The organism is Xanthomonas sp. LMC-A-07 (assembly GCF_030208825.1).
GTDB classification, from domain to species: Bacteria; Pseudomonadota; Gammaproteobacteria; order Xanthomonadales; family Xanthomonadaceae; genus Xanthomonas; species Xanthomonas campestris.
In genome coordinates this window covers 145,229-170,238 of the sequence record NZ_JARVTF010000013.1, presented here as the reverse complement: position 1 = coordinate 170,238, position 25,010 = coordinate 145,229, and the positions used below count along the sequence as shown (strand labels likewise).

Genomic DNA, 25,010 nt, shown 5'->3' with positions numbered 1-25,010 from the left:
GGCGCGCACGCCAGCGGTGCCCGCGTGCAACAGCGCTCCACTAACGCTGCTACAGGCCGTGTTGCGCCAGCGCCCAGCCCACATGCTCGCGCACCAGGGCGGAGTCGTCATGGCGCCGCGACTCCAGCGCGGCGAGCACGTCTTCGCTGCCGGGGGCATTGCCCAGGCCAACGGCGATGTTGCGCAGCCAGCGTTCGTGGCCGCTGCGGCGGATCGGGCTGCCTTCGGTGCGGCGCAGGAACTCGGCCTCGTCCCAGGCGAACAGCTGCGGCAGGGTCGCCACATCCAGATCGTTGCGCGCGCGGAAATCCGGCTCGTCGGTGCGTTGGGCGAACTTGTTCCAGGGGCAGATCAGCTGGCAGTCGTCGCAGCCGAAAATGCGGTTGCCGATCGGCTTGCGCATGTCTTCGGGAATTGCGCCGTCGTGCTCGATGGTGAGGTAGGCAATGCAGCGGCGTGCATCCAGCCGGTGCGGCGCGATGATGGCCTGGGTCGGGCAGATGTCGATACAGCGCGTGCAGGTGCCGCAATGCGCGGTGGCCGGCGTGTCGATGGGTAGTGGCAGGTCCAGGTAGATCTCGCCCAGGAAGAACCACGAGCCGCCGCGGCGGTCGATCAGGCAGGTGTGCTTGCCGATCCAACCCAGCCCTGCATTGCGGGCGAGGGCGCGTTCGAGCACCGGCGCCGAATCCACGAACACACGGTAGCCGAACGGGCCGACCTCGGCCTGGATGCGCTCGGCCAGTTTCTGTAGCCGGCTGCGCATCAGCTTGTGGTAGTCACGCCCCAGCGCATAGCGCGCCACGTACGCGCGGCGGCCGTCGTGCAAGGTGTCCCAGGCCTCGGTGTCGTCCTTGCGGCCGTAGTCCATGCCCACCGACAGCACCCGCAAGGTGCCCGGCACCAGTTCCTGCGGGCGCGAGCGCTTGTCGCCGTGCTGCGCCATCCAGTGCATCGTGCCGTACAGGCCTTCGGCCAGCCAGCTGCGCAAGTGCGCTTCGTCCTCGCCCAGCTCGATGCCGGTGATGCCGCAGCGCTGAAAGCCGGCCTCGCGCGCAAGCGTGCGGATGCGCGCGGCGGCATCGGTCGGGTCGGGGCGGGCAAGGACGGCGGACATGGCGACAAGTATAGAATTCCCGGCATGTATGCACCGCTCGCTCTTTACGACACCGCTGCCGCGCGCATGCTGGACGCGCAGGCCACCACGCTGCTCGGCGGCGACGGCTACACGCTGATGCAGCGCGCCGGGCAAGCCGCCTGGCAGTGGTTGCAGGAACGTTGGCCGCGCGCACGCCGCATCGTGGTGGTGTGCGGCACCGGCAACAATGGCGGCGACGGCTATGTGCTGGCGCGGTTGGCTCACCGGGCCGGACGCCAGGTGCAGGTCGTGCATCTGCCCGACCAAGGGCCAGCCAGCGAACTGGCGCAACGCGCCTGCACGGACTATCTGGCCGTGGGCGGTGCGATCGCGCTGTTCCCGTGTGCGCTGGCGCATGCGGATGTGCTGGTGGATGCGGTATTCGGTATCGGTCTCAACCGCGCGCCCGATGCGCAGATGAGCGCTTTGTTCGATGGCATCAACGCCGCCAGCGTGCCGGTGCTGGCGCTGGACGTGCCCAGTGGCATCGATGCCGATCGCGGCATCGCACCCGGCAGCGCCGTGCGTGCCACCGCGACCTTGCAGTTCATCGTGCCGCATGTGGGCCTGTACACCGGCGATGCGCTGGAATACGCCGGCGAGCGCGACCTTGCCATGCTGGAGGTGCCGGGCTCGGCATTCGACGGCCTGGCACCGGTTGCGCAGCGCTGGGAGCGTGATGCACTGGCCGCGCATCTGCTGCCGCGCCGACGCAATACCCACAAGGGCGAATCCGGGCGTGTGCTGTGCGTGGGCGGCAATGCCGGCAGCGGCGGCGCCATCATGCTGACCACTGAAGCAGCCCTGCGCAGCGGGTCGGGCCTGGTGCAGGTGGCAACCCGCGCCGAGCATGTGGCGCCGCTGCTGGCGCGCTGCCCGGAAGCGATGGTGCGTGGGGTACAGGACGACGCCGACATCACCGCGCTAGCCGAGGCCGCCGATGCGGTCGCTCTGGGCCCCGGGTTAGGCCAGGACAGCTGGGCGCGCGCCTTGTGGGGCGGTGTGCTGGCATCGGCCACGCCCACCGTCATCGACGCCGACGCCTTGAACCTACTCGCGTCCACCGCCATGCCTGCGCGGGGTCCGCGCGTGCTCACGCCGCATCCGGGCGAAGCGGGGCGTTTGCTTGGTCAATCCACCGCACAGGTGCAGCGCGACCGCCTGGGCGCTGCGCGTGCGCTGGCCACGCGCTTTGATGCGGTGGTGGTGCTCAAGGGCGCCGGCACCGTGGTGGCTGCGCCAGATCGCTTGCCGCGCCTGATCGACGCCGGCAATGCCGGCATGGCAGTGGGCGGCATGGGCGACCTGCTGACCGGCGTGATCGCCTCCTTGCTCGGCCAGGGCTGGGCGCCCTTCGATGCCGCCAGCCTGGGCGCCTTGCTGCACGCCTGCGCCGGCGATGCTGCCGCCGCCGACGGCGAGCGCGGCCTGCTTCCCACCGACCTGCTGCCGGCGCTACGCCGTCTGGCCAACGCTGGAGCCATTGCATGACCACGCTGCACGCCTTTCTGGCCGACGTCGATGCCACCGAGCAGGTCGGGCAGGCCCTGGCGGCCGCCCGGCCCGCCACCGCCGTGGTGCAGTTACATGGCGACCTGGGCGCCGGCAAATCCACCCTGGCACGTGCCTTGTTGCGCGCGCTCGGCGTCACCGGCCCGATTCGCAGCCCCACCTACACGCTTGTGGAACGGTATCCCCTGACTGCCGGGGGCGAAGCCTGGCATCTGGATCTGTACCGCATCGGCCACGCCGGGGAGCTGGATTTTCTCGGGTTGGACGAGGGCAGTGCCACTCTGTGGCTGGTCGAATGGCCGGAGCGCGGGGCTGGCGCTTTGCCTGCGGCGGATCTGGAGGTCGAATTGGCAGTGGCCGGGGAGGGACGCGCGCTGACCCTGCGCGGCGCAAGCCCAAGCGGGCAGGCATGGGTGAACGAGCTGGCAGCACGGGACGAGTTGCGGGCGCTTTTTGCCGCCGCACAAGAGGAATGAACGCCAGGTTATGGATTATTAAGGGAAATTGCCTTGCAATTCATGCGTTCGGGTGATTGAATCCGGCTCCATGACCCAGGGGAGCCACCATCGCTTTGCTTTTGCCCTGACCGCCGGCCTGAGCCTGGCGGTTTTTAGTGCGTGGGCAGGCGAAATCAAGCAGGTGGATGTCAGCACCGGGGCCACGGGCACGCGTGCAGAGATCCAACTTGCCGGCAGCGGCGGGTTTAAGACCTTGTCGCTGGCCAATCCCAATCGATTGGTGGTGGATTTCCCGGCCTCCTCGGCAAAGAGCGGCTTGAAGCTGCCGGCCGCCGCCGGGCTGGTGACGTCGGTGCGCACCGGCCAGCCGGTTCCGGGGACCTTCCGGGTCGTGTTCGAGCTGGCAACGCCAGTCACCGCGCTGAAGCCGCAGATGCAGACCCTGGGCAGCGCCTCGACGCTGGTGATCGAGTGGCCCGGAGATTTCGCGCCGGCCAAGCCGGTTGCTTCAACATCGAGCGCTGTGCCAGCAACAGCAACGCCGCCAGCCGCAGTGCCTGCCACACGTCCGCTGGATGCACAGGCGGAAGCTGCACGTGCCACTGCGGCGCTCGCGGCCTCCGCACAGCGCGCCTCGGCGCTTCCACCGCCAACCCCGGCAGCAGCGCCCACGCCGGTACCCGTGCCTGCATCGGCAATGCCGACAGTGACGCCTGCGCCGGTGCCCACGACGATTGCTACTGGCGTGCCGACTCCGCGTCCCGGGACGGTTGCCGCATCAGGCGCGCCCGCCACGACCGGCGGTACCCGCACCGCGATCGCCACGGGCACGCCGTCGCCGGCGGTCATCTTGAACGGTGGCAACGTGGCGCAGGTCGCGCCGCAGGGCGCAGCTGTGACGTCGGCCGGTGTGGCTGCCGCCGATGCGCAAAATGACGATGTACCGCCGCGCCCGCTGCTGCCAAGCGAGGCATCGCGCGTCAAGATGGCACCCGGCATGCGTCCGCTGGTGGTGGCCATCGATCCCGGTCACGGCGGCCAGGACCCCGGCGCCATGGGCCCGACCGGCAAGCGCGAAAAAGACGTCACGCTGGCCATCGGCCGCGAGCTCGCACGCCAGATCAACGCCACGCAGGGCATGAAGGCGTATATGACCCGCGATACCGACGTGTTCATTCCGTTGCCGATGCGCGCGCAGAAGGCACGCTCGGCCAAGGCCGACATCTTCATCTCCATTCATGCCGACGCCGCGGAGAACCGCAGTGCCACAGGTTCATCGGTCTATGTGCTGTCGACCAAGGGCGCGTCGTCGCAGCGCGCACGTTGGCTGGCCGACAAGGAAAACGCCGCCGACCTCGTCGGTGGCGTGCGCCTGCAGCAGACCGAAAGCACGCTGGCCAACGTATTGCTGGACCTGGCCCAGAGCGGCCACATGAAGGCATCCGAAGACGCCGCAGGCCATGTGCTGGGCGGTTTGAAGCGCATCGGCAACAATCACAAGCCGCAGCTGGAACGCGCCAATTTCGCGGTGCTGCGCACTTCCGACATGCCGGCGATGCTGGTGGAAACGGCCTTCATCTCCAACCCGGATGAAGAGCGCCGGCTGATCGATCCGGCGTATCAACGCAAGATCGCCTCCGCGGTGCTGGACGGTATTGATACATTCTTCACCCGTCAGCCGCCCCCGGGCACCTTGTTCGCGGCACGTGCGCAGGCCGAGGCCGACGCCGCAGTCGGCACCGTGGCCGGCGGCAGCCGTTGAGCCGCTCGGCTATCATTCCGCACTGATTCCTCGATGACGGCGCCTGGCGCCGCCGGATGGCCGTGCCGACGTTTTTCCCCTTGATTTCATCATTCGCCCATGCGGGCAGCCAGTGCGTGCGCGCAGCGCATCTGCCAGGGAGCGCCCGCTGATGGCGATCCGGCAATTGCCCGAAATCCTGATCAACCAGATCGCTGCCGGCGAGGTGGTCGAGCGCCCGGCATCGGTCGTCAAGGAACTGGTCGAAAACGCCCTCGATGCCGGCGCAACGCGCGTGGATATCGATCTGGAAGAGGGCGGCGTGCGGCTGATCCGCATCCGCGACAACGGCGGCGGCATCGCGCCGGAAGAGCTGCCGCTGGCGGTGTCGCGTCATGCCACCAGCAAGATCGCCTCGCTGGATGATCTGGAAACCGTCGCCACGCTGGGCTTCCGTGGCGAAGCCTTGCCGTCGATCGCCTCGGTCAGCCGCTTTACGCTGGCCTCGCGTCGCCCGGATGCCGAGCATGGCTCCGCGCTGCAGATCGAAGGCGGGCGCCTGGGCGAGGTGATGCCGCGTGCGCATGCGCCGGGCACCACCGTCGAGGTGCGCGAGCTGTTCTTCAACGTGCCGGCACGGCGCAAGTTCCTGCGCGCCGAGCGCACCGAGTTGGGCCATATCGAAGAGTGGCTGCGTTCGCTGGCACTGGCGCGCCCGGACGTGGAATTGCGCGTCTCGCATAACGGCAAACCGTCGCGGCGCTACAAGCCGGGCGATCTGTATTCGGACGCGCGGCTGGGCGAGACCTTGGGCGAGGATTTCGCGCGCCAAGCGTTGCGCGTGGACCACAGCGGTGCCGGCCTGCGCCTGCACGGCTGGGTAGCGCAGCCGCATTACTCGCGTGCCAGTACCGATCAGCAGTATCTCTACGTCAACGGCCGCTCGGTGCGTGATCGCAGCGTGGCTCACGCGGTGAAGATGGCCTACGGCGATGTGCTGTTCCACGGGCGCCAGCCGGCGTATGTGCTGTTTCTCGAGCTGGACCCCGCGCGCGTCGACGTCAACGTGCACCCGGCCAAACACGAGGTGCGCTTCCGCGAGGCGCGGCTGATCCACGACTTCGTCTATCGCACCCTGCAGGACGCACTTGCGCAAACCCGTGCCGGCGCGCTGCCCGCTGATGTTGGCGTCGGCGGGTCGGCAGCCTTCGGTATTGGTGCCGGTGCTGTGCAGGGCGGCGGAAGCTACGTCGCTGGCGCCAGTGCAGGGTACCCGGGCGCTGGCAGTGGCTCCGGCTATGCAAGCTGGGCGCCGTCGCAGGCACCGCTGGGTTTGCGCGTGGACGAGGCGCGCGCCGCCTACGCCGCGTTGTATGCGCCTGCGGCCGGCAGCGCGTTGCGCGACGACGGGCAACCGGTGCTGTCCGGCACCGGCTTGCCGGCGACCGCGCACGACAGCGGAGTGCCGCCATTGGGCTACGCGGTGGCGCAGTTGCACGGCATCTATATCCTCGCGGAAAACGCCGAAGGCCTGATCGTGGTCGACATGCATGCCGCGCATGAGCGTATCGGCTACGAACGCCTCAAGCAGGCGCACGACAGCATTGGCCTGCATGCGCAGCCGCTGCTGGTACCGATGACGCTGGCAGTGGGCGAGCGTGAGGCCGAAACCGCCGAGCGCGAGGCCGATACGCTTGCCAGCCTGGGCTTCGAGATCACCCGCAGCGGCCCGCAATCGCTGCACGTGCGCAGCATTCCGGCGCTGCTCGCCAACGCCGACCCGGAAGCGTTGTTGCGCGATGTGCTCGGCGATCTGCGTGAGCACGGCCAGAGCCGGCGCATCGCCACCGCGCGCGACGAGTTGCTGTCCACCATGGCCTGCCACGGCGCGGTGCGTGCAAACCGCCGGCTCAGCGTGCCGGAAATGAACGCCTTGCTACGCGACATGGAGGCCACCGAGCGCTCGGGCCAATGCAACCATGGCCGGCCAACCTGGGCCCGGTTTACGCTGGGCGAAATCGATCGCTGGTTCCTGAGGGGACGTTGATGACAGTGCTGCACAGGGGGAGGGGCTGGCTGCTCGGCATGTTGGTAGCGGTAGGTGTGCTCGGCTGTGGCCGCGAGGCACCACCCGCACCGGCGCCAGTGGCGTTGGACAAGACGTTTCTGGCCGATAACGCCGCCTGGCGCGAGGCGCGCCTGACCGAGCTGCGCGCGCCCGATGGCTGGACCAGTCTGGTCGGCCTGCATTGGCTGTCGTTGAAGGCGCACTACATCGGCCGCAGTGCCGACAGCGGTATCCGCCTGGCCGTGGGGCCGCCCAAGATGGGCATGGTGTCCAGCGAGCGCGATGCGGTGTGGTTCGTGCCCGAGCGCGGCGCGGCACTGACCGTCGGCGGCAAACCGCTTACCGGCAAGATCCGCTTCCAGTCCGATGTCGATCCGCAGCCAACGCTGATCGGCTTCGACGACGGCAAGGGCGTGTTGAGCCTGATCCACCGCGGCGATCGCTACGCGCTGCGGGTCAAGCATGCCGATGCGCCGTCGCGCACCGGGTTTGCGGGGCTGGAGTACTGGCCCATCGATCCGTCCTGGCGCATCCAGGCGCGCTACGTGCCCAACAATGTCGGCAAGACCATTCCCATCGTGGATATCGTCGGCATCAGCAGCGAGCAGCCCAATGCCGGTGCGATCGAGTTCGAGCGCGATGGCAAGACCTATCGGCTGGAAGCCATTGGCGAGCCGGGTCGCCCGATGTTCGTGGTGTTCGCCGATCGCACCAGCGGCCACGGCAGTTATTCGGCCGGGCGCTTTCTTGATCTGGAAGCCCCGGACGCCTCCGGGCACGTGGTGGTGGACTTCAACCGCGCCATCAACCCGCCGTGCGCGTTCACGCCGTTTGCGACCTGCCCGTTGCCACCGCCGGAAAATCGCATCGACCTAGCCGTATCGGCGGGCGAAAAAGCCTACAAGGCAGCGCATTGATGCGCTGGATGACACGGACGCGTCGCGCGCTGCTGCCCGCCTGCGCCGGCCTGCTGGCGATCGCTGCATTGTGGGGCGGCACAGCGGCTGCCGCCTCGGCCCGTGGCGCCGCTGCTGCCGCCAGCCCGCCGGTGCCGCTGCTGTGGAAGGTCGATGGCAATGGCGGCACGCTGTATCTGCTTGGCTCGTTCCATCTGCTCAAGCCCGACGACTACCCGCTGTCGCCGGATGTGCTGCAGGCCTTTGCGCAGGCCGACCGGCTTACCTTCGAACTGCCGCCGGCCGATGTGCAGTCGCCCGAATTGGCGGCCAAGATGCTGCGTGCCGCCCGCCGCAGCGATGGCAAGCGCTTGCAGGATGCGCTCGAAGCCCCGACCTGGCAGGCACTGGCCACGCAGGCGCGCAAGCACGGCATCCCGCTGGAGAGCCTGCAGCCGATGAAGCCGTGGTTTGTCGCCCTGACGCTCAGCCTGGCCGAGATGCGACGCCAGGGCATGCAGGCCGATGCAGGGCTGGACAATTACCTGATGCAGCTGGCGCAGGCACGTGGCAAACCGGCCGATGGCCTGGAGCGCGCGGACGAACAGATCGCCCTGCTCGACAGCATGACTGCGACCGAACAACAGCAACTGCTGGCCGAAACCCTCGATGAGGCCGGTGCCGCCGATCAGGTCAACGCGCTGCACGACGCCTGGCGCCGTGGTGACGTCCATCTGCTGACCACGCAAATGGCCGAAGACATGCGCAAGCAGTATCCCGCGCTGTATCAGGACATCAACGTCGAGCGCAATGCGCGCTGGGTGCCGCGTCTGGAGCAGCGGCTGGGCAAGCAGGGCGGCACTACGCTGGTGGTGGTCGGTGCCTTGCACCTGCTGGGTCGCGACGGGGTGGTGGAGCGTCTGCGTGCACGCGGGTATCGCGTGGAGCGGATCTGCACGGCCTGCGCGGAGCAGGCCGGCCACTGACGTGATGACCGGGCGCGGCGCAGGTTGCGCCACGCCGGTCAGGGCTCAGCCGCGATTGCGGGCCTTGCCGGTGGTGCCGGTCGCGTTGCTGCTGCTGGTTCCGCTGCCTAGACCGCTGCCCATGCTGCTGCCGGGCGGGGTGGGCGGCGTACCAGGGCCACCCGGGCGGCCGAAGCCGGCGCCGAAGTTGCGCTGGAATTCCTGCCAGAGCTCGAGATTGCGCTCGGTGAGCTGGTTCATCATCGCCCAGGGCGTCTGCCCGAGCAGGTTGCCCATCTGCTGGCGGAACTGCTGCTGCTGGTCCAGGAACACCTGCATGCTGCGCTCCAGGTAATTACCCATGAAGCCCTGCAGGGAGTCGCCGTAGAAACGGATGATCTGGCTCAGCAACTGGGTGGAGAGCATCGGCTCACCGTCCTGTTCCTGGTCGGCGATGATCTGCAGCAGCACAGCGCGGCTGAGGTCTTCGCCGCTTTTTGCATCGCGGACCTCGAACTCCTCGCCGTCGATGATCAGTTGGCGCACATCCTCGATGGTGATGTAGCTGGAAATTTCCGTGTCGTAGAGACGGCGGTTGGGGTACTTCTTGATGATGCGAAGTCCGGCCATGGAACGTTCACTCACAACGATAGTGCGCGCAGGATGGCGCACCGCAGCAGCGCTTGCAACAGCCAGAACGCCTTATTTTCTTAAGCAGACGGGAAAAAAATGCTGCGCAGCATGATTTGACACGGATTTCCATGCTGCACCGCTCATCTGCAGCAAACGTTACCAGCCCATGTGGTGGCCGCCGTTGATGTCCAGGTTGGAGCCGGTAATCCACGCAGCCTCTTCGGCCACCAGAAACGCCACTGCATAAGCGATTTCCTCCGGCCGCCCAAGCCGGCCGGTGGGGATATCGGCGACGATCTTGGCGCGCACTTCTTCCGGCACTGCCATCACCATGTCGGTGGCCACGTAGCCCGGCGACACCGTGTTGACGGTGATGCCGAAGGCCGCATTTTCGCGCGCCAGCGAGATGGTGAAGCCATGCATGCCGGCCTTGGCTGCGGCGTAATTGGCCTGGCCGTACTGGCCTTTGAGCCCGTTGATGGAGCTGATCTGGATCACCCGGCCCCAGCCGCGCTTGCGCATGCCTTCGATCACCGGGCGGGTCACGTTGAACACCGAATTGAGATTGGTGTTGATGACGTCGTGCCACTGCTCGGCGGTCATGCGATGGAACGTGGTGTCGCGGGTGATGCCGGCGTTGTTGACCAGCACTTCGATCGGCCCGAGTGCGGCTTCCACGTCGTCCACCAGCGCGCGCGCATGGTCGGACGAGGCTACATCCCCACGAAACAGGGCGAATTCGTAGCCTTGGGCCTGCATGCGCTGCTGCCACTCGCGTGCTTTTTCTTCGTTGCGGAAATTGCTGGCGACCCGGTGACCCTGGTCGGCCAGGCGCTTGCAGATGGCGGTACCGATACCGCCGGTGCCGCCGGTGACCAACGCGACGCGAGATGTCATGCGCAACTCCAATAAGCAGATAGGGCTGGCGGCGCCCGCGACGCTGCGGAGGCGTCAGGGCGAAAGCCGGTGCTGGGTCGCAATTCTAGTCAAGCCGGGGCGTCGATGCGCGTGGCAGCGTCCAGGCTGGCAACGCGCGGCAGCCGCTGCGGCGAAAAATGCTGCACAGCATGCTGCAGCACTCCGGCCACCGATACATGCGCGGGCAGGACCTCCGGTGCCTGGCCCAGCGCCCGCCAGGCCGCGCGCAACGCCGGCAGCGGGTCGCTGTCATCCACTGGTTGCGCCGCATGCGACTTGGAAAGCTTGCGCCCGTCGGCGCCCAGGATCAGCGGCAGATGCAGATAGCGCGGCGGTGCCACGCCCAGGGCCTGCTGCAGCACCAATTGGCGCGGGGTGGAGTCGAGCAGGTCCGCCCCGCGCACCACATCGGTAATGCCCTGCGCCGCATCGTCGACCACCACCGCGAGCTGGTAGGCCCAGTAGCCGTCGGCACGGCGCAGGACGACGTCGCCTACCTCGGCGTACACATCCTGGGTGATGCGCCCCTGCAGCGCGTCCTGAAAGCTTGCCTGGGTGTTCGGCGGCACCCGCAGGCGCACGGCGCGGCGGATGCCCAGTGGCGCCACGCAGACGTGGTGTATGCCACCCATCGCGGCTAGCTCTGCGCGGCTGCAACTGCATTCGAACGCCGCACCGCTGCGCAGCAGCCGCGACAGTGCTGCCTCGTAATACGCATCGCGGTCGGACTGATACAGCACCGGCCCGTCAGCGTGCAGCCCGAACGCAGCCAGCGTATGTAACTGGCGCTGCGAGGCGCCTGGCTCGGCACGCGGCGGGTCGATGTCTTCGATTCGCACATGCCATTCGCCACCGGCATGGCGCGCGAGCAGCCAGCTGCCCAACGCAGCCAGGAGCGAGCCGAAGTGCAGGGGGCCGGTGGGCGAGGGCGCGAAGCGGCCGCGGTAGGGGAGTGAGGACATGGGCAGCTGAATCGTCGGTCAGGTGCTTGCTTGATTTCAACCCGCCACGTCCGCAGATCCGCAGCAGTTCATCCTCTTTGCGTGCGGAGCCACTGCCTCTATGTTCAACCGTGTCGTCCTGTTTCTCTTGACCAACTTTGCGGTGCTGATCCTGGCCGGCATTGTGATGTCGGTGCTGGGCGTCAATCCGGCACAGATGAGTGGGCTGCTGGTGATGGCCGCCATCTTCGGCTTCGGCGGCTCGTTCATTTCGTTGCTGCTGTCCAAGTTCATGGCCAAGCGCAGCACCGGTGCGCAGGTGATCACCGAGCCGCGAACGCAGACCGAGCGCTGGTTGGTGGACACGGTGCGCCGCCAGGCCCAGGCGGCCGGTATCGGCATGCCGGAAGTGGCCATCTACGACGGACCGGAAATCAACGCCTTCGCCACCGGTGCCAACCGCAACAATGCGCTGGTGGCGGTTTCCACCGGCTTGCTGCAGCACATGCGCGAAGACGAGGCCGAGGCCGTGCTAGGCCATGAGATTGCCCACATTGCCAATGGCGACATGGTCACCATGGCCTTGCTGCAGGGCGTGCTGAACACCTTCGTGATCGTGCTGGCGCGTGTGGTGGGCGGCATCATCGACAGCGCGCTGTCTGGCAATCGCGACAGCGGGCGTGGATTTGCCTACTACATCATCGTATTCGTGCTGGAGATGGTGTTCGGCCTGTTCGCCACGATGATCGCGATGTGGTTCTCGCGCCGCCGCGAGTTCCGTGCCGACGCCGGTGGCGCGCAGCTGGCCGGCCGCAACAAGATGATCGCCGCGCTGGAGCGTCTGTCGCTCAATCACGGCCAGAACACCTTGCCCTCGCAGGTGCAGGCGTTCGGCATTTCCGGCGGTGTGGGTGAGGGCTTGCGTCGCCTGTTCCTGAGCCACCCGCCGCTGACCGAGCGCATTGCCGCCTTGCGTGCGTCCAGCGGTACGGCGATGTAAGCCAGCGGTTTGCCTCTCAATAAAAAACCCGCGTCATGCGGGTTTTTTGTTACAGCGTGTTTCTTTGAGTCTCGGCAGCGCACCGCCGCGACAAACCGCACACGGCGCCAGCCAGCATGGCGCCTTACGCGGGTGGTTATGGCCTCAGCCGAACTCGTAGTTCATCAGCGGGCCGGTGGGCGCGACGAAGTCGCCTTGAACGTAATCGACCCCCGCAGTGAAGAAGCTGCTCATCGACTGCGCATCGGCTACGAACTCGGCCACCGTGAGGATGCCGGTCGGCTGCGCCCGTGAGGTGATCTCGCGGATCTTTTCCTGGCTTTCGCGGGCAGAGGCGATGTCGCCGGTGATGCTGCGGTCGAGCTTGAGGAACGCGGGCTGGAAATGTGCGAGCAGCTGGAACGAATCCAGTCCCGAACCGAATTGCTCCAGCCCCACCTTGCAGCCCATTGCCGAGACCGAAGCCAGGAATTGCTGGGCGTTGCGCAGGTGAGTGAATACCTTCGATTCCGGGGTCTGCAACCACAACCGCTCGCCTGGCACGCCGTACACCGCCAGCTGTTCGCGGATGGTGTCGATCATCTGTGGGTCGGAGAACGAATTGGGTCCGATGCGCACCAGCAAGTGGGTCTTGTGCCCGGCGCGCTGGCGCTCGCCCAGCTGGCGGATCGCACGTGCCACCACCCAGCGGTCGATCTCGGTGATCAGGTCGTGTTCTTCGGCAATGGCCATGAACGCATTCGGCGACATCATCTCGCCATTGCGCTCCAACCGCAGGAACGCCTGATACAGCTCCAGCGGCTCGCCCTGCAGGTTGAGCACGGGCTGGTAATGCAGCAGGAAGCCGTCGCCGATCAGTGCCTCGCGCAACTGTTCCACCCAACGCTCGATGCGTTCTTCCTCGGCGCGATCGGCGGCGGCCGGGTCGAAGATGCTGACCGCATTGCCACCGAGCTCGGCCGTGGTGCGCACCGCCTCGGTGCCGCGGTTGAGCACCTGCCCGATGCTGGCGATCTTTTCGCCGATCTGCACACCGCCGATGCTGACCGTGACCGTGGCCGAGCGTTCGCCAACACTGAACACGTGCTGCGCAAACGCGTCACGCACCAATTCGGCCAGCGCATGCGAGCGCGCATAGTTGCCGTCCATCAACAATGCAAAGCTGTGCTCGCCGAAGCGCGCGGCCACCACGCTGTCGTCCAGCACGCTGGCCAGGTGCGCCGCCAGTGAGGCGATCAGTGCATCCGCCGAATCCAGGCCGATCTCCGGCAGGATCCGCGCGTAATGATCCGGTTCGATCAACAGGAAGCCGGACTGGCCTTCGCTGCGGCCGGCCTGTGCCACCGCCTGTTCGAGCGCCACCATGAAGGTGGGGCGGTTGAGCAGGCCGGTGACCTGGTCGCGTTGGCGCAGGTCTTCGACCTCGCGCGCCAGTTCCGGGTCGAACTCTTCGCGGCGCCGGAACACCACCTGGATGCAGGGCTCGCCCTCATAGGTGGCGGTGGCAAATTCCATGGTCGCCGGAAAGGTGTCTCCCTCCAGCCGCCGCGCGTCGACCTTGTACTGCGCGGGCGGTGGCTCGCCCTTGGACAGGGCCTTGAGCAGTTGCTTGAAATCGTCCACGTATTGCGCGGCGATCATGTCCAGCAGCGACACGCCTTCCACATCCTCGAAGGATTCGAAGCCGAACATCTCCAGATACGCCTCGTTGGCGCGGATATGCATGCCTTCGTGGACGTAGGCGATCGGGTCGCGCGATGAGGCGATCAGTGCATCGCAGCGGCGCTCGGTTTCGCGCATCTGCGCTTCGATACGACGCAGGCCACGGCGTGCCTGCAGGTCGGCCCACTCCGAGCGCACCAATGCCAGCAGATGTTCGGTGCGATGGCGCAGCGCGATCGCGCGCACGCCATGCGCAGCGGCTTCGACCAATGCGTTCTCTTCGATGCGATCGGCCAGCTGGATGATCGGGATGTCCTTGCCGCTGCCGGCAATGTGCTGCTGCAGGGCCGACATCGGAATCTGCTGCGCCTGGCCCTGCACCGCCAGGTCGATCTGCCCGGACAACATGCTGCCGAGCTCTTCCGGTGTCTGCGGGCGTGACGGCCGCACGGCGATGCCGCCGTTGCGCAGCGCGGTCACGATGGCCTCGGCACTCTCCACGCTGTCATCGACAATCATCAGGCGGAGGGTGAGATCTTTGCCTTTCTGCATGCGCGGCTCCCTAGAGACGGGCTTTAATACACGAAGGGGTTCGGCGCGTCCATGTATGTGGACGGGCGCGCAGCGACGGTGAGACCTAGGCCACGCTTCCGGCAGCATGCCCGGACGCCCAGGCCCATTGGAAGTTATAGCCGCCCAGCCAACCGGTGACGTCGAGCACTTCGCCGACGAAGTACAGCCCGGCCACCAGGCGCGACTCCATCGTCGCACTGGACACCTGGTCGGTGTCCACGCCGCCCAGCGTGACCTCGGCGGTGCGATAGCCCTCGGTGCCGCTGGCCACCAGCGGCCAGCCACCGAGCAGGTCGGCAGCTGCGCGTAGCTGCGGTGGATCGAGCTGGCGCACCGGCTTGTCCAGCAGCCACACCTCGCACAGCCGCTGCGCAAAGCGCCGTGGCAGGACCTCGCCCAGCACGTTGCGCAGCTCAGTGGCCCCGCGTAGCTGCTTTTGTTCGCGCAGCCAGGCCTCGGCGTCATGGCCTGGCAGCAGGTCCAGGCGCAGATCATCGCCGGGCTGCCAGAACGAGGAGATCTGCAGGATCGCCGGCCCGCTGACGCCACGGTGGGTGATCAGCATGAAGTTGCGGAAACTGGCGCCATTGCAGTGCGCCTCGACCGGCACGGCCAAGCCGGACAGATCCTGCAGGCGTTCCTGATGCTTGCCGCTGAGGGTGAGCGGCACCAGCCCGGCGCGGGTAGGCAGCAGCTGATGACCGAATTGCCTGGCCAGAGTGTAGCCGAAGCCGCTTGCGCCCATGCCCGGAATCGACAGCCCGCCGGTCGCCACGATCAGCGCCTGCGCCTGCACGCGGCCTTGGCTGGTGTCCACGCTGAAGCCGTCGCTGTCGCGGCGCACCGCCTGCACCTCGCATTGGGTGCGGATCTGCACGCCGGCCGCCTCGCATTCGTCCAGCAGCATGCGCACGATCTGCTTGGACGACACATCGCAGAACAACTGGCCCAGCTCTTTCTCGTGATAGGCGATGCCGTGCTGCTCCACCAGTTCCACGAACGCGCCCGGGGTGTAGCGGGCGAGGGCGGACTTGCAGAAGTGCCGGTTTGCCGAAACAAAGTTGGCCGGAGCAGTGCCGGTATTGGTGAAGTTGCAGCGCCCACCGCCGGACATCAGGATCTTCTTGCCCACCTTGTTGGCGTGGTCGATCACCAGCACCTGCCGCCCGCGGCGACCGGCCGTGAAGGCGCTCATCAGCCCGGCAGCGCCGGCGCCGATGACCAGCACATCGCAACGCGTGCTCATTCCGCCGGGGCTTGTCGCACGATGGGCGTGAGCGTGACGGTGCCTTGGTCGGCCAGCATCTGCACTTCGCCGTCCTGGATGATCACGTCAAAGCGCATGCCGCGCTGGATCAGCGCACCGAGCGCCTCGGTGGCCTGCGATTCGAGCTCCAGCACGCGCAGGTTGCGGTGCCGGCCGAGTGCGTTGGCATGCTTCTTCCACCAGGTCTCGGTGGCCTGGCCGCCGTACCCGATGACGACTACTTCCCGCGACCGGTTGCAGGCCTTGCGGACGCGGCTCTCGTCGGGCTGGCCCAGGTCGATCCACAGGTCGGGGTCGCCGGTGTAGTCGCGCCGCCAGAGATCCGGTTCGTCGTCATTGCTCAGCCCGCGGCCGAACTCCAGGCGGTCATCGGCGAACAGGGCAAACGCCAGCAGGCGCACCATCAGGCGTTCGTCGGTTTCGGAAGGGTGCTGGGCCAGGGTCAGCGAATGGTTGGCGTAGTAGCCGCGATCCATGTCGCTGATCTGCAGTTCCGCCCTGCGGACGGTGGCGGTGAGAGCCATCGGGAAACCAGTTGCAAAGGGCGGTCATGATACGCCTGCAGGCTCCGCGCGAGGGTCTTCATGGCCGGGCGGATTGCCGTGCCAGCCAGCGATCCAGTTGCGCCGCGAACGCCTGGCGGTCGCGTGCGTGCAGCGCAGGCGGCCCGCCCGTGGCCACGCCGGCACCGCGCAATTCCTCCAGAAAACCGCGCACCGACAGGCGCTCGGCGATGCTGTCGCTGCTGAACGGCTCCCCGCGCGGACTGACCGCTGCGGCGCCGCGTTCCAGTACGCGCGCCGCCAAAGGAATGTCCTGGGTCACTACCAGATCGCCAGCGTTGACCCGCTCGGCAATGGCGTCATCGGCCGCATCCGGGCCGCCGGGCACCTGCAGCGCCCGCACATGGGCCAGGGTTGGCGTGTGCAGGAAACGGTTGGCGACCAGGGTGACGGAGATACCGGTGCGCTGGGCGGCGCGGAACAAAATGTCGCGAATGACCGCCGGGCAGGCGTCGGCGTCGACCCAGATCTGCGCAGGACCTGACGGGAGTGGCGTATTCATCTAGGAAATCGGGAAGGAAATGGCCTGACAGGGGGTCAGAATGCGCCCGACAGCAAAACTTTTGTCCGAAGGTGTCGCTTTTTGCATAAAACACGAGTACTGTGCACCCACTGTGTTTGCAAGGGTCACCGTGAATCGTGGCCTGGTGTAGCTAGATCTCATTCGATCCCGCTCCATCGTTCCGCTTTACCAACGCCTGCAACTCAGTCTCAGCGCCGGTTTTTCGGTTGCTGCGATTTATCCATCTAAAAGTTCAGGAGTTAGTAAAATGTCAGATCGTCAGAACGGTGTCGTGAAGTGGTTCAATGATGCCAAGGGCTTCGGCTTCATCACCCCGGAAAGCGGCCCGGACCTGTTCGTGCATTTCCGTGCCATCCAGGGCACCGGCTTCAAGTCGCTGCAGGAAGGCCAGAAGGTCTCCTTCGTCGCCGTGCAGGGCCAGAAGGGCATGCAGGCTGACCAGGTGCAGGCGGTCTAATCCGTCTGCAACCGTAAGGTTGCCAAAAACGCCGGGCGCGCAAGCGTCCGGCGTTTTTTTATTGTCTGCGATTTGTCGCGTCGCCCCAATCTGCACGTTCGGCGCCACCGCGTTGCACGCCGGTGCGAGGGTTTACGGATGCGGTGAGCACGGCAATGACGTGGGCCTGGGTAGGATGTGCGCTTTCCGCACGCCGGCTCTCCCATGCTTACTGTCCACCACCTCAATAATTCCCGCTCGCAACGCGTGCTCTGGTTGCTGGAAGAGCTGGCATTGCCGTACCAAATCGTGCGCCACGAGCGCGACCCCAAGACCATGCTGGCGCCGCCTGCGTTGCGCGCGATCCATCCGCTGGGCAAGTCGCCGGTGGTGGTCGATGGTGCGCTGACCATCGCCGAGTCCGGCGCGATCCTGGAATACCTCACCGAGCGCTACGACACCGAATGCGCGCTGTCGCCGTCGGCGCGTCCAGCGGAGTCTCCCGAGCGCCTGCAATTTCGGTACTGGATGCATTACGCCGAAGGCTCGGCGATGCCGCCATTGCTGATGACGCTGATCTTTGGGCGCATCTGCTCAGCCCCGATGCCCTTTTTCGCCAAGCCCATTGCGCGCGCGATTGTCGACAAGGCGATGTCTGGCTTCGTCGGGCCGCAACTCAAGTTGCACATGGACTGGATGGAGCAATCGCTGGGCGGCAGCGGCTGGTTCGCGGGTGAGCGCTTTACCGCGGCCGACATTCAGATGAGTTTCCCGGTGCAAGCGGCGGCTGCGCGAGGCGGCGGGCTGGAGGCCTACCCCAAGCTGCGCAGCTTTATCGAGCGCATCGAGGCGCGGCCGGCATATCAGGCCGCACTGAAGAAGGGCGGGCCGTTTGAGCTGCAGCGGGCCAAGCCCGCCACCTGAGTCGTTCGCAGCTAGCCGGCTGACTGATGCGGGCTGCCCGATAGGCGGGCTCTCCCGTCAAGGAGCCTTGCAGTTACGCAGGAACTGCAGGGTGTCACGCAAGGCGGGCGAGTCGGCCGGGTTTTTGCGCAGCGACAGCACCAGGCCCATGTGCCCCATGCCGGGATAAAACGTGGTGTTTGCCTGGACGCCGACGCGCCGTTCGGCAGCGGCCAGCGAGGTGCTGTTGCGTGGCTCCACGACGCGGTCGTCTTGTCCATGCAGCAGCAACATCGGCGGCTCGTCGCCATCTGCGTGAACCACAGGCTGCGACGCGGCCTGCTGTGCGGGTGAGGTGCCGAAGACCTCGATGAGTTCGGGGTCGGTCATGGGCGAGAAATCATACGGACCGGCAAGTCCGACGAAACCGCACAGTTGTTGCGGACGCAGGCCCTGCGCCTGAAGCCACCTGCGATCCGTCACCAGCAGCCCGGCAATATGCGCGCCTGCCGAATGCCCCATCACCGCCACGCGTGTCGGGTCGCCGCCATAGGCCTGCGCATGTTGATAGCCCCATGCCGTTGCCTTTGCGGCATCGGTCATGAAGCCGTCCAGCCCGACCTGCGGATACTTGCGGTAATCGGCGACCAGCGCGACCACGCCCTGACGCGCGAGCGAGCGGCCGACCCAGCTGTAGTTCTGGCGCGTGCCGCGCTTCCAGGTGCCGCCGTAGAAGAACACCACCACCGGCGCATTGAGTGCGTTGCGCGGTTGATAGACGTCCAGCGCCAGCCCGAGGGCCGGGTCGAACACCTCGTTGCGGTGCTCGATCACGCCCTCGCGACTGGTGGCGGCATTGATGCCACCGAAGAACACACTGCTGCAGGCGCTCAAGGTCAGCGAACCAAGTAGCACGAGGGCGGGGCGGAACCAGCGGGAAGCGCGTGAGGGCATGGGCGGTGTCGCTCGAAAGGCAAGAAGAGAGGGTGCTGGGCGCGTGGTGACTGCAGGCAGGCCGAGCCTGCTTGGCAATGGTGCAGCAGGTGAAGATACGATGCCGGCGCGCGCGTGGATGCGCGCTGCCCGCATGCGAAGTTCATCGCCAGTGCCCTAGGCTTGCACGCATGACGCATCTTCAATTCGATAACCGTTTGCGCGCCCAGTTGCCGGGCGACCCGGAAGAAGGCCCACGCCGCCGCGAAGTGCTGGCAGCCTGGTCTGCAGTGCAGCCGACGCCGGTCGCTGCGCCCACGCTGCTGGCGTATTCGGCCGATGTGGCGCAACGCCTGGGCCTGCGTGCCGAGGATCTTGCCAGCGCACAGTTTGCCGAGGTGTTTGGCGGCAATGCCTTGTATCCGGGAATGCAGCCGTGGGCGGTCAACTACGGTGGCCACCAGTTTGGGCATTGGGCGGGGCAGCTGGGCGATGGCCGCGCGATCTCATTGGGCGAGGCCCTCGGGGTCGATGGCGGGCGCTACGAACTGCAGCTCAAGGGCGCCGGGCCAACGCCGTATTCGCGTGGGGCGGATGGCCGCGCCGTGCTGCGTTCGTCGATCCGCGAATTCCTGTGCAGCGAGGCGATGCATTACCTGGGCGTGCCGACCACCCGGGCGTTGAGCCTGGTGGGCACCGGTGATGCAGTGGTGCGCGACATGTTCTACGACGGGCATCCGCGCCGCGAGCCGGGCGCGATCGTGTGCCGCGTGGCGCCCTCGTTCATTCGATTCGGCAATTTCGAACTGCCCGCCGCGCGTGGCGACGTCGATCTGCTACGGCAGTGGGTGGACTTCACCCTGGCACGCGATTTCCCTGACCTGCCGGGCAGTGGCGAAGACCGGATTGCCGCCTGGTTCGGCCAGGTGTGCGAGCGCACTGCGGTGATGGTTGCGCACTGGATGCGTGTGGGCTTCGTGCATGGGGTGATGAATACCGACAACATGTCCATCCTGGGGCTCACCATCGACTACGGCCCCTACGGCTGGGTGGACGATTACGACCCGGATTGGACGCCCAACACCACCGATGCGCAGGGTCGCCGTTATCGCTTCGGCACCCAGCCACAGGTGGCGTACTGGAATCTGGGGCGGCTGGCTCAGGCACTGTCGCCGCTGTTCGGCGATGCGGCGCCCTTGCAGGCCGGGCTGGACCAGTTTCGTGACACCTATCTGGCCTGTGACCGGCGCGATACCGCGGCCAAGCTGGGGCTGGCCGAGTGCCAGGACGAGGATCTGCACCTGATCGACGACCTGCGTGCGCTGATGCGCGAAGCGGAGATGGACATGACGCTGACCTTCCGTGGCCTGATGAATCTGTCGCCGCAGCGGCCAGACGCCACTGTGCTGCGCGAGGCCTTTTACGACGAGACCAAGCGTGCTGCGCAGGCGCCAGCGCTGGACGCCTGGCTGCAGCGGTATGCCGCACGTTGCCTGCAAGACGGCGCGTCAGATGCGGTTCGCGCTTCGCGGATGCGGGCGGCCAACCCGCGCTACGTGCTGCGTAATTATCTGGCGCAGCAGGCGATCGACCAGGCCGAGCAGGGCGATCTGTCGGGCGTGCACGCGCTGCTGGAGGTCATGCAGCGCCCGTACGACGACCAATCCGGGCGTGAGGCATTCGCGGCCAAGCGCCCGGACTGGGCGCGAGACCGCGCGGGATGCTCGATGTTGTCCTGCAGTTCCTGACGCGCTCATGTCGGCAGCGGTTGTCGGCGCCGCACAGTCGGCCTGCTCGCCTAGAATAGAGCGCTCCCACTGGCCACGACCGCCATGAACGACTGCAGCCGCTGCGCCGGTTCCACCTCTTCCGGACCGACCCACTGGTCGGGCCGGATCCGCGACATCGCCGATTTTCCCAAGCCGGGCATCGTGTTCAAGGACATCACGCCGCTGTTGTCCGATGGCCCGGATTTCGCTTCTGCGCTGGATGAAATGGCGCAGCCCTGGCGCACCACACCGCTGGATGCGGTGCTGGCCATCGAGGCGCGTGGCTTCATTCTGGGCGCGGCGTTGGCGCGCGAGCTGCGCACCGGCTTCGTGCCGGTGCGTAAGCCGGGCAAATTGCCCGGGCGCACGTTGATCCAGGAGTACGCGCTGGAATACGGCACCGACCGCATCGAGATGCACGAAGATGCCCTGCCGCGCGGTGCACGGGTCTTGATTGTCGACGATGTACTCGCCACCGGCGGTACCCTGCGTGCAGCCCTGGGCCTGGCCGCGCAGCTGGAGCTGGAAATCGTCGGCGCGGCGGTGCTGGTGGAGCTGCAGGCCCTGCAGGGCCGCAGCAAATGGCTCAACGATGTGCCGCTGCTGGCGACGCTGAGCTACTGAGCAAGGGATCGCTGTACCGGTGCAGCGGCCAGACCGCTGCATCGCGGAGCCCATCTGAGTGGGCTCCCGATTCGGCGATGCGCGCTGCCTAGAGCTTGGTGACCCGGAAGCGACGGCCCTTGATCTTGCCGGCCTGCAAGTGGGTCAGTGCACGAGCGACCTGCGCCCGCGCAATCGCCACGTACGAGCGGGTGGGGTAGATGGCGATCTTGCCGATCGCCGCACCCGACAAGCCCGCTTCGCCGGTCAATGCGCCAAGAATGTCGCCGGCGCGCAGTTTGTCGGTCTTGCCGCCGTCGATGCGCAGCGTGGTCATCGCGGCCAGCGGCAATTGCGCCGGGCGCGCGGTGGCCAGCGGTGCGCGCGACCACTTGAGCGGCTGGCCGTGCTCGGCCTCCAGCGCCTGCGCACGGGCGCTTTCGCGCGGGGCCACCAGGCTGAGTGCCAGGCCGTGCTTGCCGGCGCGCGCAGTCCGGCCGATGCGGTGGCGATAGGTTTCGGTGTCGGTGGGAAGCTCGTAATTCACCACCGCCGCGAGGTCTTCCACATCCAGGCCGCGCGCGGCCACGTCACTGGCAACCAGTACGTTGCAGCTGCGATTGACGAAGCGCACCAGCACCTCGTCGCGGTCGCGTTGCTCCATGTCGCCATGCAATGCCAGCGCGGAGAACCCGAACTCCTGCAGCGAGCCGGCCACTTCGTCCACTTCCTTGCGGGTATTGCAGAACACCACGCTGGATTCGGGATTGAAGCGCAGCAGCAGCCCGGCCACCGCCTTCTGCCGATAAGTGGGGTCCACTTCGAAGAACTGCTGGTCAATCTCCGGCGCGTTGTCCGCGCCTTCCACGGTGATTTCCACCGGGTCCTTCAACAGCTCGCGCGCCAGCGTGCGGATGATGTCGGGGAAGGTCGCCGAGAACAGCAGGCTCTGACGGTGTTTGTCGCAGCGGCTGGCGATCTCGCGGATGGGTTCTTCAAAGCCCATGTCGAGCATGCGGTCGGCCTCGTCCAGCACCAGCGTGCGCACGCCGCCCAGATGCAGGGCGCGTTTGCGCGCCAGTTCCTGGATGCGGCCGGGCGTGCCGACCACGACCTGCGGGTCGTGCGCTTCGAGCGATGCCAGCTGCGGGCCGAGCGGCATGCCGCCGGTGAGCACCAGCAACTTCATGTTGGGAATGCCGGTGGCCAGCTTGCGCAGCTGCTTGCCGACCTGGTCGGCAAGCTCGCGCGTGGGGCACAGCACCAGCGCTTGCGCACGGGTCAGTGCCGGGTCGAGCTTTTGCAGCAGGCCCAGCCCGAACGCGGCGGTCTTGCCGCTGCCGGTGGGCGCCTGGGCAATCACATCCAGCCCCTGGAGGATCGGCGGCAGGCTCTGCGCCTGGATCGGCGTGAGGGTGGTGTAGCCCAGGGCATCGATGCCGGGGGCCAAGGCTGGCGAGAGCGGCAGCGCGGAGAATTCGTTCATGGCGCATTTTAGCCCGGGATTGGGCATTGGGGATTTGGGATTCGTCACCGCGACAGCCCGCGCTCCTGCCAATCCCGAATCCCCAATCACCAATCCCGTACAATTGCGCCATGCCTTTAATCACTCTGCAAAGCGTCGACTACAGCGTCGGCGGCCCCTTGTTGCTGGAAAAAACCGACCTGACGATCGAGCCGGGCGAGCGTATCGCCCTGATCGGCCGCAACGGTGCCGGCAAATCGACCCTGATGAAATTGATCGCCGGCGAGCTCAAGCCCGATGACGGCGAAGTGCGCGTGCAGCAGGGCGTGCGGATCGCGCGGTTGGAGCAGGAGGTTCCGCAGGGAACCGGCGGCAGCGTGTTCGACGTGGTGGCCGACGGGCTGGGTGAACTGGGTCACTGGCTGGCCGAGTTCCATCAACTCAGCCACGCCGAGGTCTTCGATGCCGATGCCTTCGGCAAGGTGCAGGCCAAGATCGATGCGGCCGAGGGCTGGGCGTTGGATCAGCGCGTCAGCGAGACGCTGACCAAGCTCGATCTGGACGGCGATGCGGAGTTCGCGCGGCTGTCCGGCGGCATGAAGCGACGTGTGCTGCTGGCACGCTCGCTGGTAGCTTCGCCGGACGTGCTGCTGCTCGACGAGCCGACCAACCACCTGGATATCGAAGCCATCGATTGGCTGGAAACTTTCCTGAAGGGCTGGAACGGCAGCGTGCTGTTCGTCACCCATGACCGGCGCTTCCTGCGCGCGTTGGCCACGCGCATCGTCGAGATCGATCGCGGCCAGGTCACCAGCTGGCCAGGCGACTGGGCTAATTACGAGCGCCGGCGCGAAGAGCGGCTCAATGCGCAGGCGCAGGAAAATGCCCGCTTCGACAAGATGCTGGCGCAGGAAGAGATCTGGATCCGTCAGGGCATCAAGGCGCGCCGCACGCGCGACGAAGGCCGCGTACGGCGGCTGGAATCGATGCGCAACGAACGCGTGCAGCGCCGCGATCTCACCGGCAATGTGCGCATGGAAGTCTCGCAGGGCGAGTCGTCCGGCAAGAAGGTGATCGAGGCCAAGGAAGTCACCTTCGCGTTCGGCGCGCGCACGATGGTCAAGGACTTCTCGAGCATCATCCAGCGTGGCGACCGCATCGGCCTGATCGGCCCCAACGGTAGCGGCAAGACCACCTTGCTCAAGCTGTTGCTGGGTGACCTGCAGCCGCAGCAGGGCGAGATCCGCATCGGCACCAATCTGCAGATCGCCTATTTCGACCAGTACCGGGCCACCTTGCGCGAGGACTGGAGCGCGATCGAGAACGTGGCCGAAGGGCGCGACTTCATCGAGATCAACGGCAAGCGCAAGCACGTGCATGCGTATCTGCAGGACTTCCTGTTCACGCCCGAGCGTGCACGTGCGCCGATCACGCGCTTGTCCGGTGGTGAGCGCAATCGCCTGCTGCTGGCGCGCCTGTTCGCGCAGCCGTCCAACCTGCTGGTGATGGACGAACCGACCAACGACCTGGACGTGGAAACGCTGGAGCTGCTGGAAGAGCTGCTCGGCGAATACACCGGCACCTTGCTGTTGGTCAGCCATGACCGCGACTTCCTCGACAACGTGGTGACCTCCACGCTGGTGATGGAAGGCGATGGCCTGATCGGCGATTACGTCGGCGGATACAGCGATTCGCTGCGCCAGCGCCGCACCGCGCCGGCCAATGCGATGGCGGTGGCCAAGGCCTCGGCAACTGCTGCGGCGACCACGCCGGTGGCCGCTGCTGCACCGGTACCGGCCGTGGCCGAGGAGGCTGCGCCCAAGCGCAAGCTCAGCTACAAGGAAGCGCGCGAGCTGGAGCAACTGCCGGCGCTGATCGAGACCCTGGAGCAGCAGGTCGCCGCATTGACCGACGCCATGAACGACCCGGCGTTCTATCAGCGCGATAGCGCGGCGATGACCGCGCACACTGCCGCCCTCACCGATGCGCAAGCGCAGCTGGATGCGGCCTACGCACGCTGGAGCGAGCTGGATCGCTGAACAA

At 66.7% G+C, this 25,010-nt stretch carries 22 protein-coding genes; 12 read left to right on the top strand and 10 right to left on the bottom strand.

Features of this window, described 5'->3' with window-relative positions; all coding sequences use genetic code 11:
• Positions 1–49: 49 nt before the first annotated feature.
• Positions 50–1,117: a tRNA epoxyqueuosine(34) reductase QueG gene (queG, locus tag QRM89_RS14730; protein ID WP_285448334.1), complete on the bottom strand. Its 1,068-nt coding sequence runs from the start codon at positions 1,115–1,117 to the stop codon at positions 50–52.
• A 24-nt stretch (positions 1,118–1,141) separates the two neighbouring features.
• Here queG and QRM89_RS14725 point away from each other — a divergent pair, with 24 nt between their 5' ends.
• The 6 genes from QRM89_RS14725 (at position 1,142) to QRM89_RS14700 (ending at position 8,799) form a co-directional block, all read left to right on the top strand.
• Positions 1,142–2,629 (top strand): NAD(P)H-hydrate dehydratase, encoded by a 1,488-nt coding sequence (locus tag QRM89_RS14725; protein ID WP_285448333.1) that lies wholly within the window; start codon positions 1,142–1,144, stop codon positions 2,627–2,629.
• Positions 2,626–3,126, top strand: coding sequence for a tRNA (adenosine(37)-N6)-threonylcarbamoyltransferase complex ATPase subunit type 1 TsaE (gene tsaE / locus QRM89_RS14720; protein ID WP_285448332.1), 501 nt, complete (start codon positions 2,626–2,628; stop codon positions 3,124–3,126). Before QRM89_RS14725 ends, tsaE begins: the two co-directional genes overlap by 4 nt.
• 70 nt (positions 3,127–3,196) lie before the next feature.
• Entirely contained in the window at positions 3,197–4,870 is a 1,674-nt protein-coding gene (locus QRM89_RS14715) for an N-acetylmuramoyl-L-alanine amidase (RefSeq protein ID WP_285448331.1), read from the top strand.
• 151 nt (positions 4,871–5,021) lie between these two features.
• Positions 5,022–6,896 carry a DNA mismatch repair endonuclease MutL gene (gene mutL / locus QRM89_RS14710; RefSeq protein ID WP_285448330.1) on the top strand — a complete coding sequence of 625 codons (1,875 nt, stop codon included), beginning with the start codon at positions 5,022–5,024 and terminating at the stop codon, positions 6,894–6,896.
• Positions 6,896–7,834 (top strand): DUF1684 domain-containing protein, encoded by a 939-nt coding sequence (locus QRM89_RS14705; RefSeq protein WP_012438136.1) that lies wholly within the window; start codon positions 6,896–6,898, stop codon positions 7,832–7,834. Before mutL ends, QRM89_RS14705 begins: the two co-directional genes overlap by 1 nt.
• A complete protein-coding gene (locus QRM89_RS14700) occupies positions 7,834–8,799 on the top strand; it encodes a TraB/GumN family protein (protein ID WP_285448329.1) in 966 nt (321 codons plus the stop codon). The genes QRM89_RS14705 and QRM89_RS14700 overlap by 1 nt, the downstream gene beginning before the upstream one ends.
• Before the next feature lie 45 nt (positions 8,800–8,844).
• Here QRM89_RS14700 and phaR read toward each other — a convergent pair whose 3' ends face one another.
• The 3 genes from phaR to gluQRS form a co-directional block, all read right to left on the bottom strand.
• Complete coding sequence (gene phaR / locus QRM89_RS14695) at positions 8,845–9,408, bottom strand: polyhydroxyalkanoate synthesis repressor PhaR (RefSeq protein WP_228424614.1); 564 nt, start codon at positions 9,406–9,408, stop codon at positions 8,845–8,847.
• A 159-nt stretch (positions 9,409–9,567) separates the two neighbouring features.
• On the bottom strand, positions 9,568–10,308 hold the full coding sequence (locus tag QRM89_RS14690; RefSeq protein WP_014507974.1) for a beta-ketoacyl-ACP reductase: 741 nt from the start codon (positions 10,306–10,308) through the stop codon (positions 9,568–9,570).
• Positions 10,309–10,397: 89 nt separating this feature from the next.
• Positions 10,398–11,291, bottom strand: coding sequence for a tRNA glutamyl-Q(34) synthetase GluQRS (gluQRS, locus tag QRM89_RS14685; protein ID WP_285448328.1), 894 nt, complete (start codon positions 11,289–11,291; stop codon positions 10,398–10,400).
• A 100-nt stretch (positions 11,292–11,391) separates the two neighbouring features.
• On the opposite strand from gluQRS, the gene htpX reads away from it, so the two are divergent.
• Positions 11,392–12,270 carry a protease HtpX gene (gene htpX, locus QRM89_RS14680; protein WP_114998906.1) on the top strand — a complete coding sequence of 293 codons (879 nt, stop codon included), beginning with the start codon at positions 11,392–11,394 and terminating at the stop codon, positions 12,268–12,270.
• Between the two features lie 144 nt (positions 12,271–12,414).
• On the opposite strand, the gene QRM89_RS14675 is transcribed toward htpX, so the two are convergent.
• The 4 genes from QRM89_RS14675 to QRM89_RS14660 form a co-directional block, all read right to left on the bottom strand.
• Positions 12,415–14,484 carry an EAL domain-containing protein gene (locus QRM89_RS14675; RefSeq protein WP_228439742.1) on the bottom strand — a complete coding sequence of 690 codons (2,070 nt, stop codon included), beginning with the start codon at positions 14,482–14,484 and terminating at the stop codon, positions 12,415–12,417.
• A gap of 85 nt (positions 14,485–14,569) precedes the next feature.
• Positions 14,570–15,751, bottom strand: coding sequence for an NAD(P)/FAD-dependent oxidoreductase (locus tag QRM89_RS14670; protein WP_285448327.1), 1,182 nt, complete (start codon positions 15,749–15,751; stop codon positions 14,570–14,572).
• On the bottom strand, positions 15,748–16,296 hold the full coding sequence (locus QRM89_RS14665; RefSeq protein ID WP_011037433.1) for a YaeQ family protein: 549 nt from the start codon (positions 16,294–16,296) through the stop codon (positions 15,748–15,750). The genes QRM89_RS14670 and QRM89_RS14665 overlap by 4 nt, the downstream gene beginning before the upstream one ends.
• Positions 16,297–16,354: 58 nt before the next feature.
• A complete protein-coding gene (locus tag QRM89_RS14660) occupies positions 16,355–16,837 on the bottom strand; it encodes a YaiI/YqxD family protein (protein WP_119959542.1) in 483 nt (160 codons plus the stop codon).
• A 268-nt stretch (positions 16,838–17,105) separates the two neighbouring features.
• On the opposite strand from QRM89_RS14660, the gene QRM89_RS14655 reads away from it, so the two are divergent.
• Both QRM89_RS14655 and QRM89_RS14650 read left to right on the top strand, forming a co-directional pair.
• Positions 17,106–17,315, top strand: a complete 210-nt coding sequence (locus QRM89_RS14655) for a cold-shock protein (protein ID WP_011037431.1) — start codon at positions 17,106–17,108, stop codon at positions 17,313–17,315.
• A gap of 204 nt (positions 17,316–17,519) precedes the next feature.
• Positions 17,520–18,218 carry a glutathione S-transferase gene (locus tag QRM89_RS14650; RefSeq protein WP_285448326.1) on the top strand — a complete coding sequence of 233 codons (699 nt, stop codon included), beginning with the start codon at positions 17,520–17,522 and terminating at the stop codon, positions 18,216–18,218.
• Between the two features lie 57 nt (positions 18,219–18,275).
• On the opposite strand, the gene QRM89_RS14645 is transcribed toward QRM89_RS14650, so the two are convergent.
• On the bottom strand, positions 18,276–19,151 hold the full coding sequence (locus QRM89_RS14645; protein WP_042597679.1) for an alpha/beta hydrolase: 876 nt from the start codon (positions 19,149–19,151) through the stop codon (positions 18,276–18,278).
• Positions 19,152–19,321: 170 nt separating this feature from the next.
• Here QRM89_RS14645 and QRM89_RS14640 point away from each other — a divergent pair, with 170 nt between their 5' ends.
• Positions 19,322–20,878 (top strand): YdiU family protein, encoded by a 1,557-nt coding sequence (locus QRM89_RS14640; RefSeq protein WP_115530572.1) that lies wholly within the window; start codon positions 19,322–19,324, stop codon positions 20,876–20,878.
• Positions 20,879–20,962: 84 nt separating this feature from the next.
• Positions 20,963–21,523: an adenine phosphoribosyltransferase gene (locus QRM89_RS14635; protein ID WP_115530571.1), complete on the top strand. Its 561-nt coding sequence runs from the start codon at positions 20,963–20,965 to the stop codon at positions 21,521–21,523.
• An 88-nt stretch (positions 21,524–21,611) separates the two neighbouring features.
• On the opposite strand, the gene dbpA is transcribed toward QRM89_RS14635, so the two are convergent.
• Entirely contained in the window at positions 21,612–22,988 is a 1,377-nt protein-coding gene (gene dbpA, locus QRM89_RS14630) for an ATP-dependent RNA helicase DbpA (protein ID WP_011037426.1), read from the bottom strand.
• A gap of 110 nt (positions 22,989–23,098) precedes the next feature.
• On the opposite strand from dbpA, the gene QRM89_RS14625 reads away from it, so the two are divergent.
• Complete coding sequence (locus QRM89_RS14625; protein ID WP_042597675.1) at positions 23,099–25,006, top strand: ATP-binding cassette domain-containing protein; 1,908 nt, start codon at positions 23,099–23,101, stop codon at positions 25,004–25,006.
• The last annotated feature ends 4 nt before the right edge of the window (positions 25,007–25,010 follow it).

Bases quoted from the DNA above. Each gene is read 5' to 3' on its own strand.
- QRM89_RS14670 (WP_285448327.1), bottom strand. From the start codon at position 15,751: ATGAGCACGCGTTGCGATGTGCTGGTCATCGGCGCCGGCGCTGCCGGG.
- QRM89_RS14660 (WP_119959542.1), bottom strand. From the start codon at position 16,837: ATGAATACGCCACTCCCGTCAGGTCCTGCGCAGATCTGGGTCGACGCC.
- QRM89_RS14625 (WP_042597675.1), top strand. From the start codon at position 23,099: ATGCCTTTAATCACTCTGCAAAGCGTCGACTACAGCGTCGGCGGCCCC.
- queG (WP_285448334.1), bottom strand. From the start codon at position 1,117: ATGTCCGCCGTCCTTGCCCGCCCCGACCCGACCGATGCCGCCGCGCGC.
- gluQRS (WP_285448328.1), bottom strand. From the start codon at position 11,291: ATGTCCTCACTCCCCTACCGCGGCCGCTTCGCGCCCTCGCCCACCGGC.
- QRM89_RS14715 (WP_285448331.1), top strand. From the start codon at position 3,197: ATGACCCAGGGGAGCCACCATCGCTTTGCTTTTGCCCTGACCGCCGGC.
- htpX (WP_114998906.1), top strand. From the start codon at position 11,392: ATGTTCAACCGTGTCGTCCTGTTTCTCTTGACCAACTTTGCGGTGCTG.
- QRM89_RS14650 (WP_285448326.1), top strand. From the start codon at position 17,520: ATGCTTACTGTCCACCACCTCAATAATTCCCGCTCGCAACGCGTGCTC.
- QRM89_RS14665 (WP_011037433.1), bottom strand. From the start codon at position 16,296: ATGGCTCTCACCGCCACCGTCCGCAGGGCGGAACTGCAGATCAGCGAC.
- QRM89_RS14675 (WP_228439742.1), bottom strand. From the start codon at position 14,484: ATGCAGAAAGGCAAAGATCTCACCCTCCGCCTGATGATTGTCGATGAC.
- QRM89_RS14705 (WP_012438136.1), top strand. From the start codon at position 6,896: ATGACAGTGCTGCACAGGGGGAGGGGCTGGCTGCTCGGCATGTTGGTA.
- QRM89_RS14690 (WP_014507974.1), bottom strand. From the start codon at position 10,308: ATGACATCTCGCGTCGCGTTGGTCACCGGCGGCACCGGCGGTATCGGT.
- phaR (WP_228424614.1), bottom strand. From the start codon at position 9,408: ATGGCCGGACTTCGCATCATCAAGAAGTACCCCAACCGCCGTCTCTAC.
- tsaE (WP_285448332.1), top strand. From the start codon at position 2,626: ATGACCACGCTGCACGCCTTTCTGGCCGACGTCGATGCCACCGAGCAG.
- QRM89_RS14645 (WP_042597679.1), bottom strand. From the start codon at position 19,151: ATGCCCTCACGCGCTTCCCGCTGGTTCCGCCCCGCCCTCGTGCTACTT.
- QRM89_RS14640 (WP_115530572.1), top strand. From the start codon at position 19,322: ATGACGCATCTTCAATTCGATAACCGTTTGCGCGCCCAGTTGCCGGGC.
- mutL (WP_285448330.1), top strand. From the start codon at position 5,022: ATGGCGATCCGGCAATTGCCCGAAATCCTGATCAACCAGATCGCTGCC.
- QRM89_RS14700 (WP_285448329.1), top strand. From the start codon at position 7,834: ATGCGCTGGATGACACGGACGCGTCGCGCGCTGCTGCCCGCCTGCGCC.
- QRM89_RS14655 (WP_011037431.1), top strand. From the start codon at position 17,106: ATGTCAGATCGTCAGAACGGTGTCGTGAAGTGGTTCAATGATGCCAAG.
- QRM89_RS14635 (WP_115530571.1), top strand. From the start codon at position 20,963: ATGAACGACTGCAGCCGCTGCGCCGGTTCCACCTCTTCCGGACCGACC.
- QRM89_RS14725 (WP_285448333.1), top strand. From the start codon at position 1,142: ATGTATGCACCGCTCGCTCTTTACGACACCGCTGCCGCGCGCATGCTG.
- dbpA (WP_011037426.1), bottom strand. From the start codon at position 22,988: ATGAACGAATTCTCCGCGCTGCCGCTCTCGCCAGCCTTGGCCCCCGGC.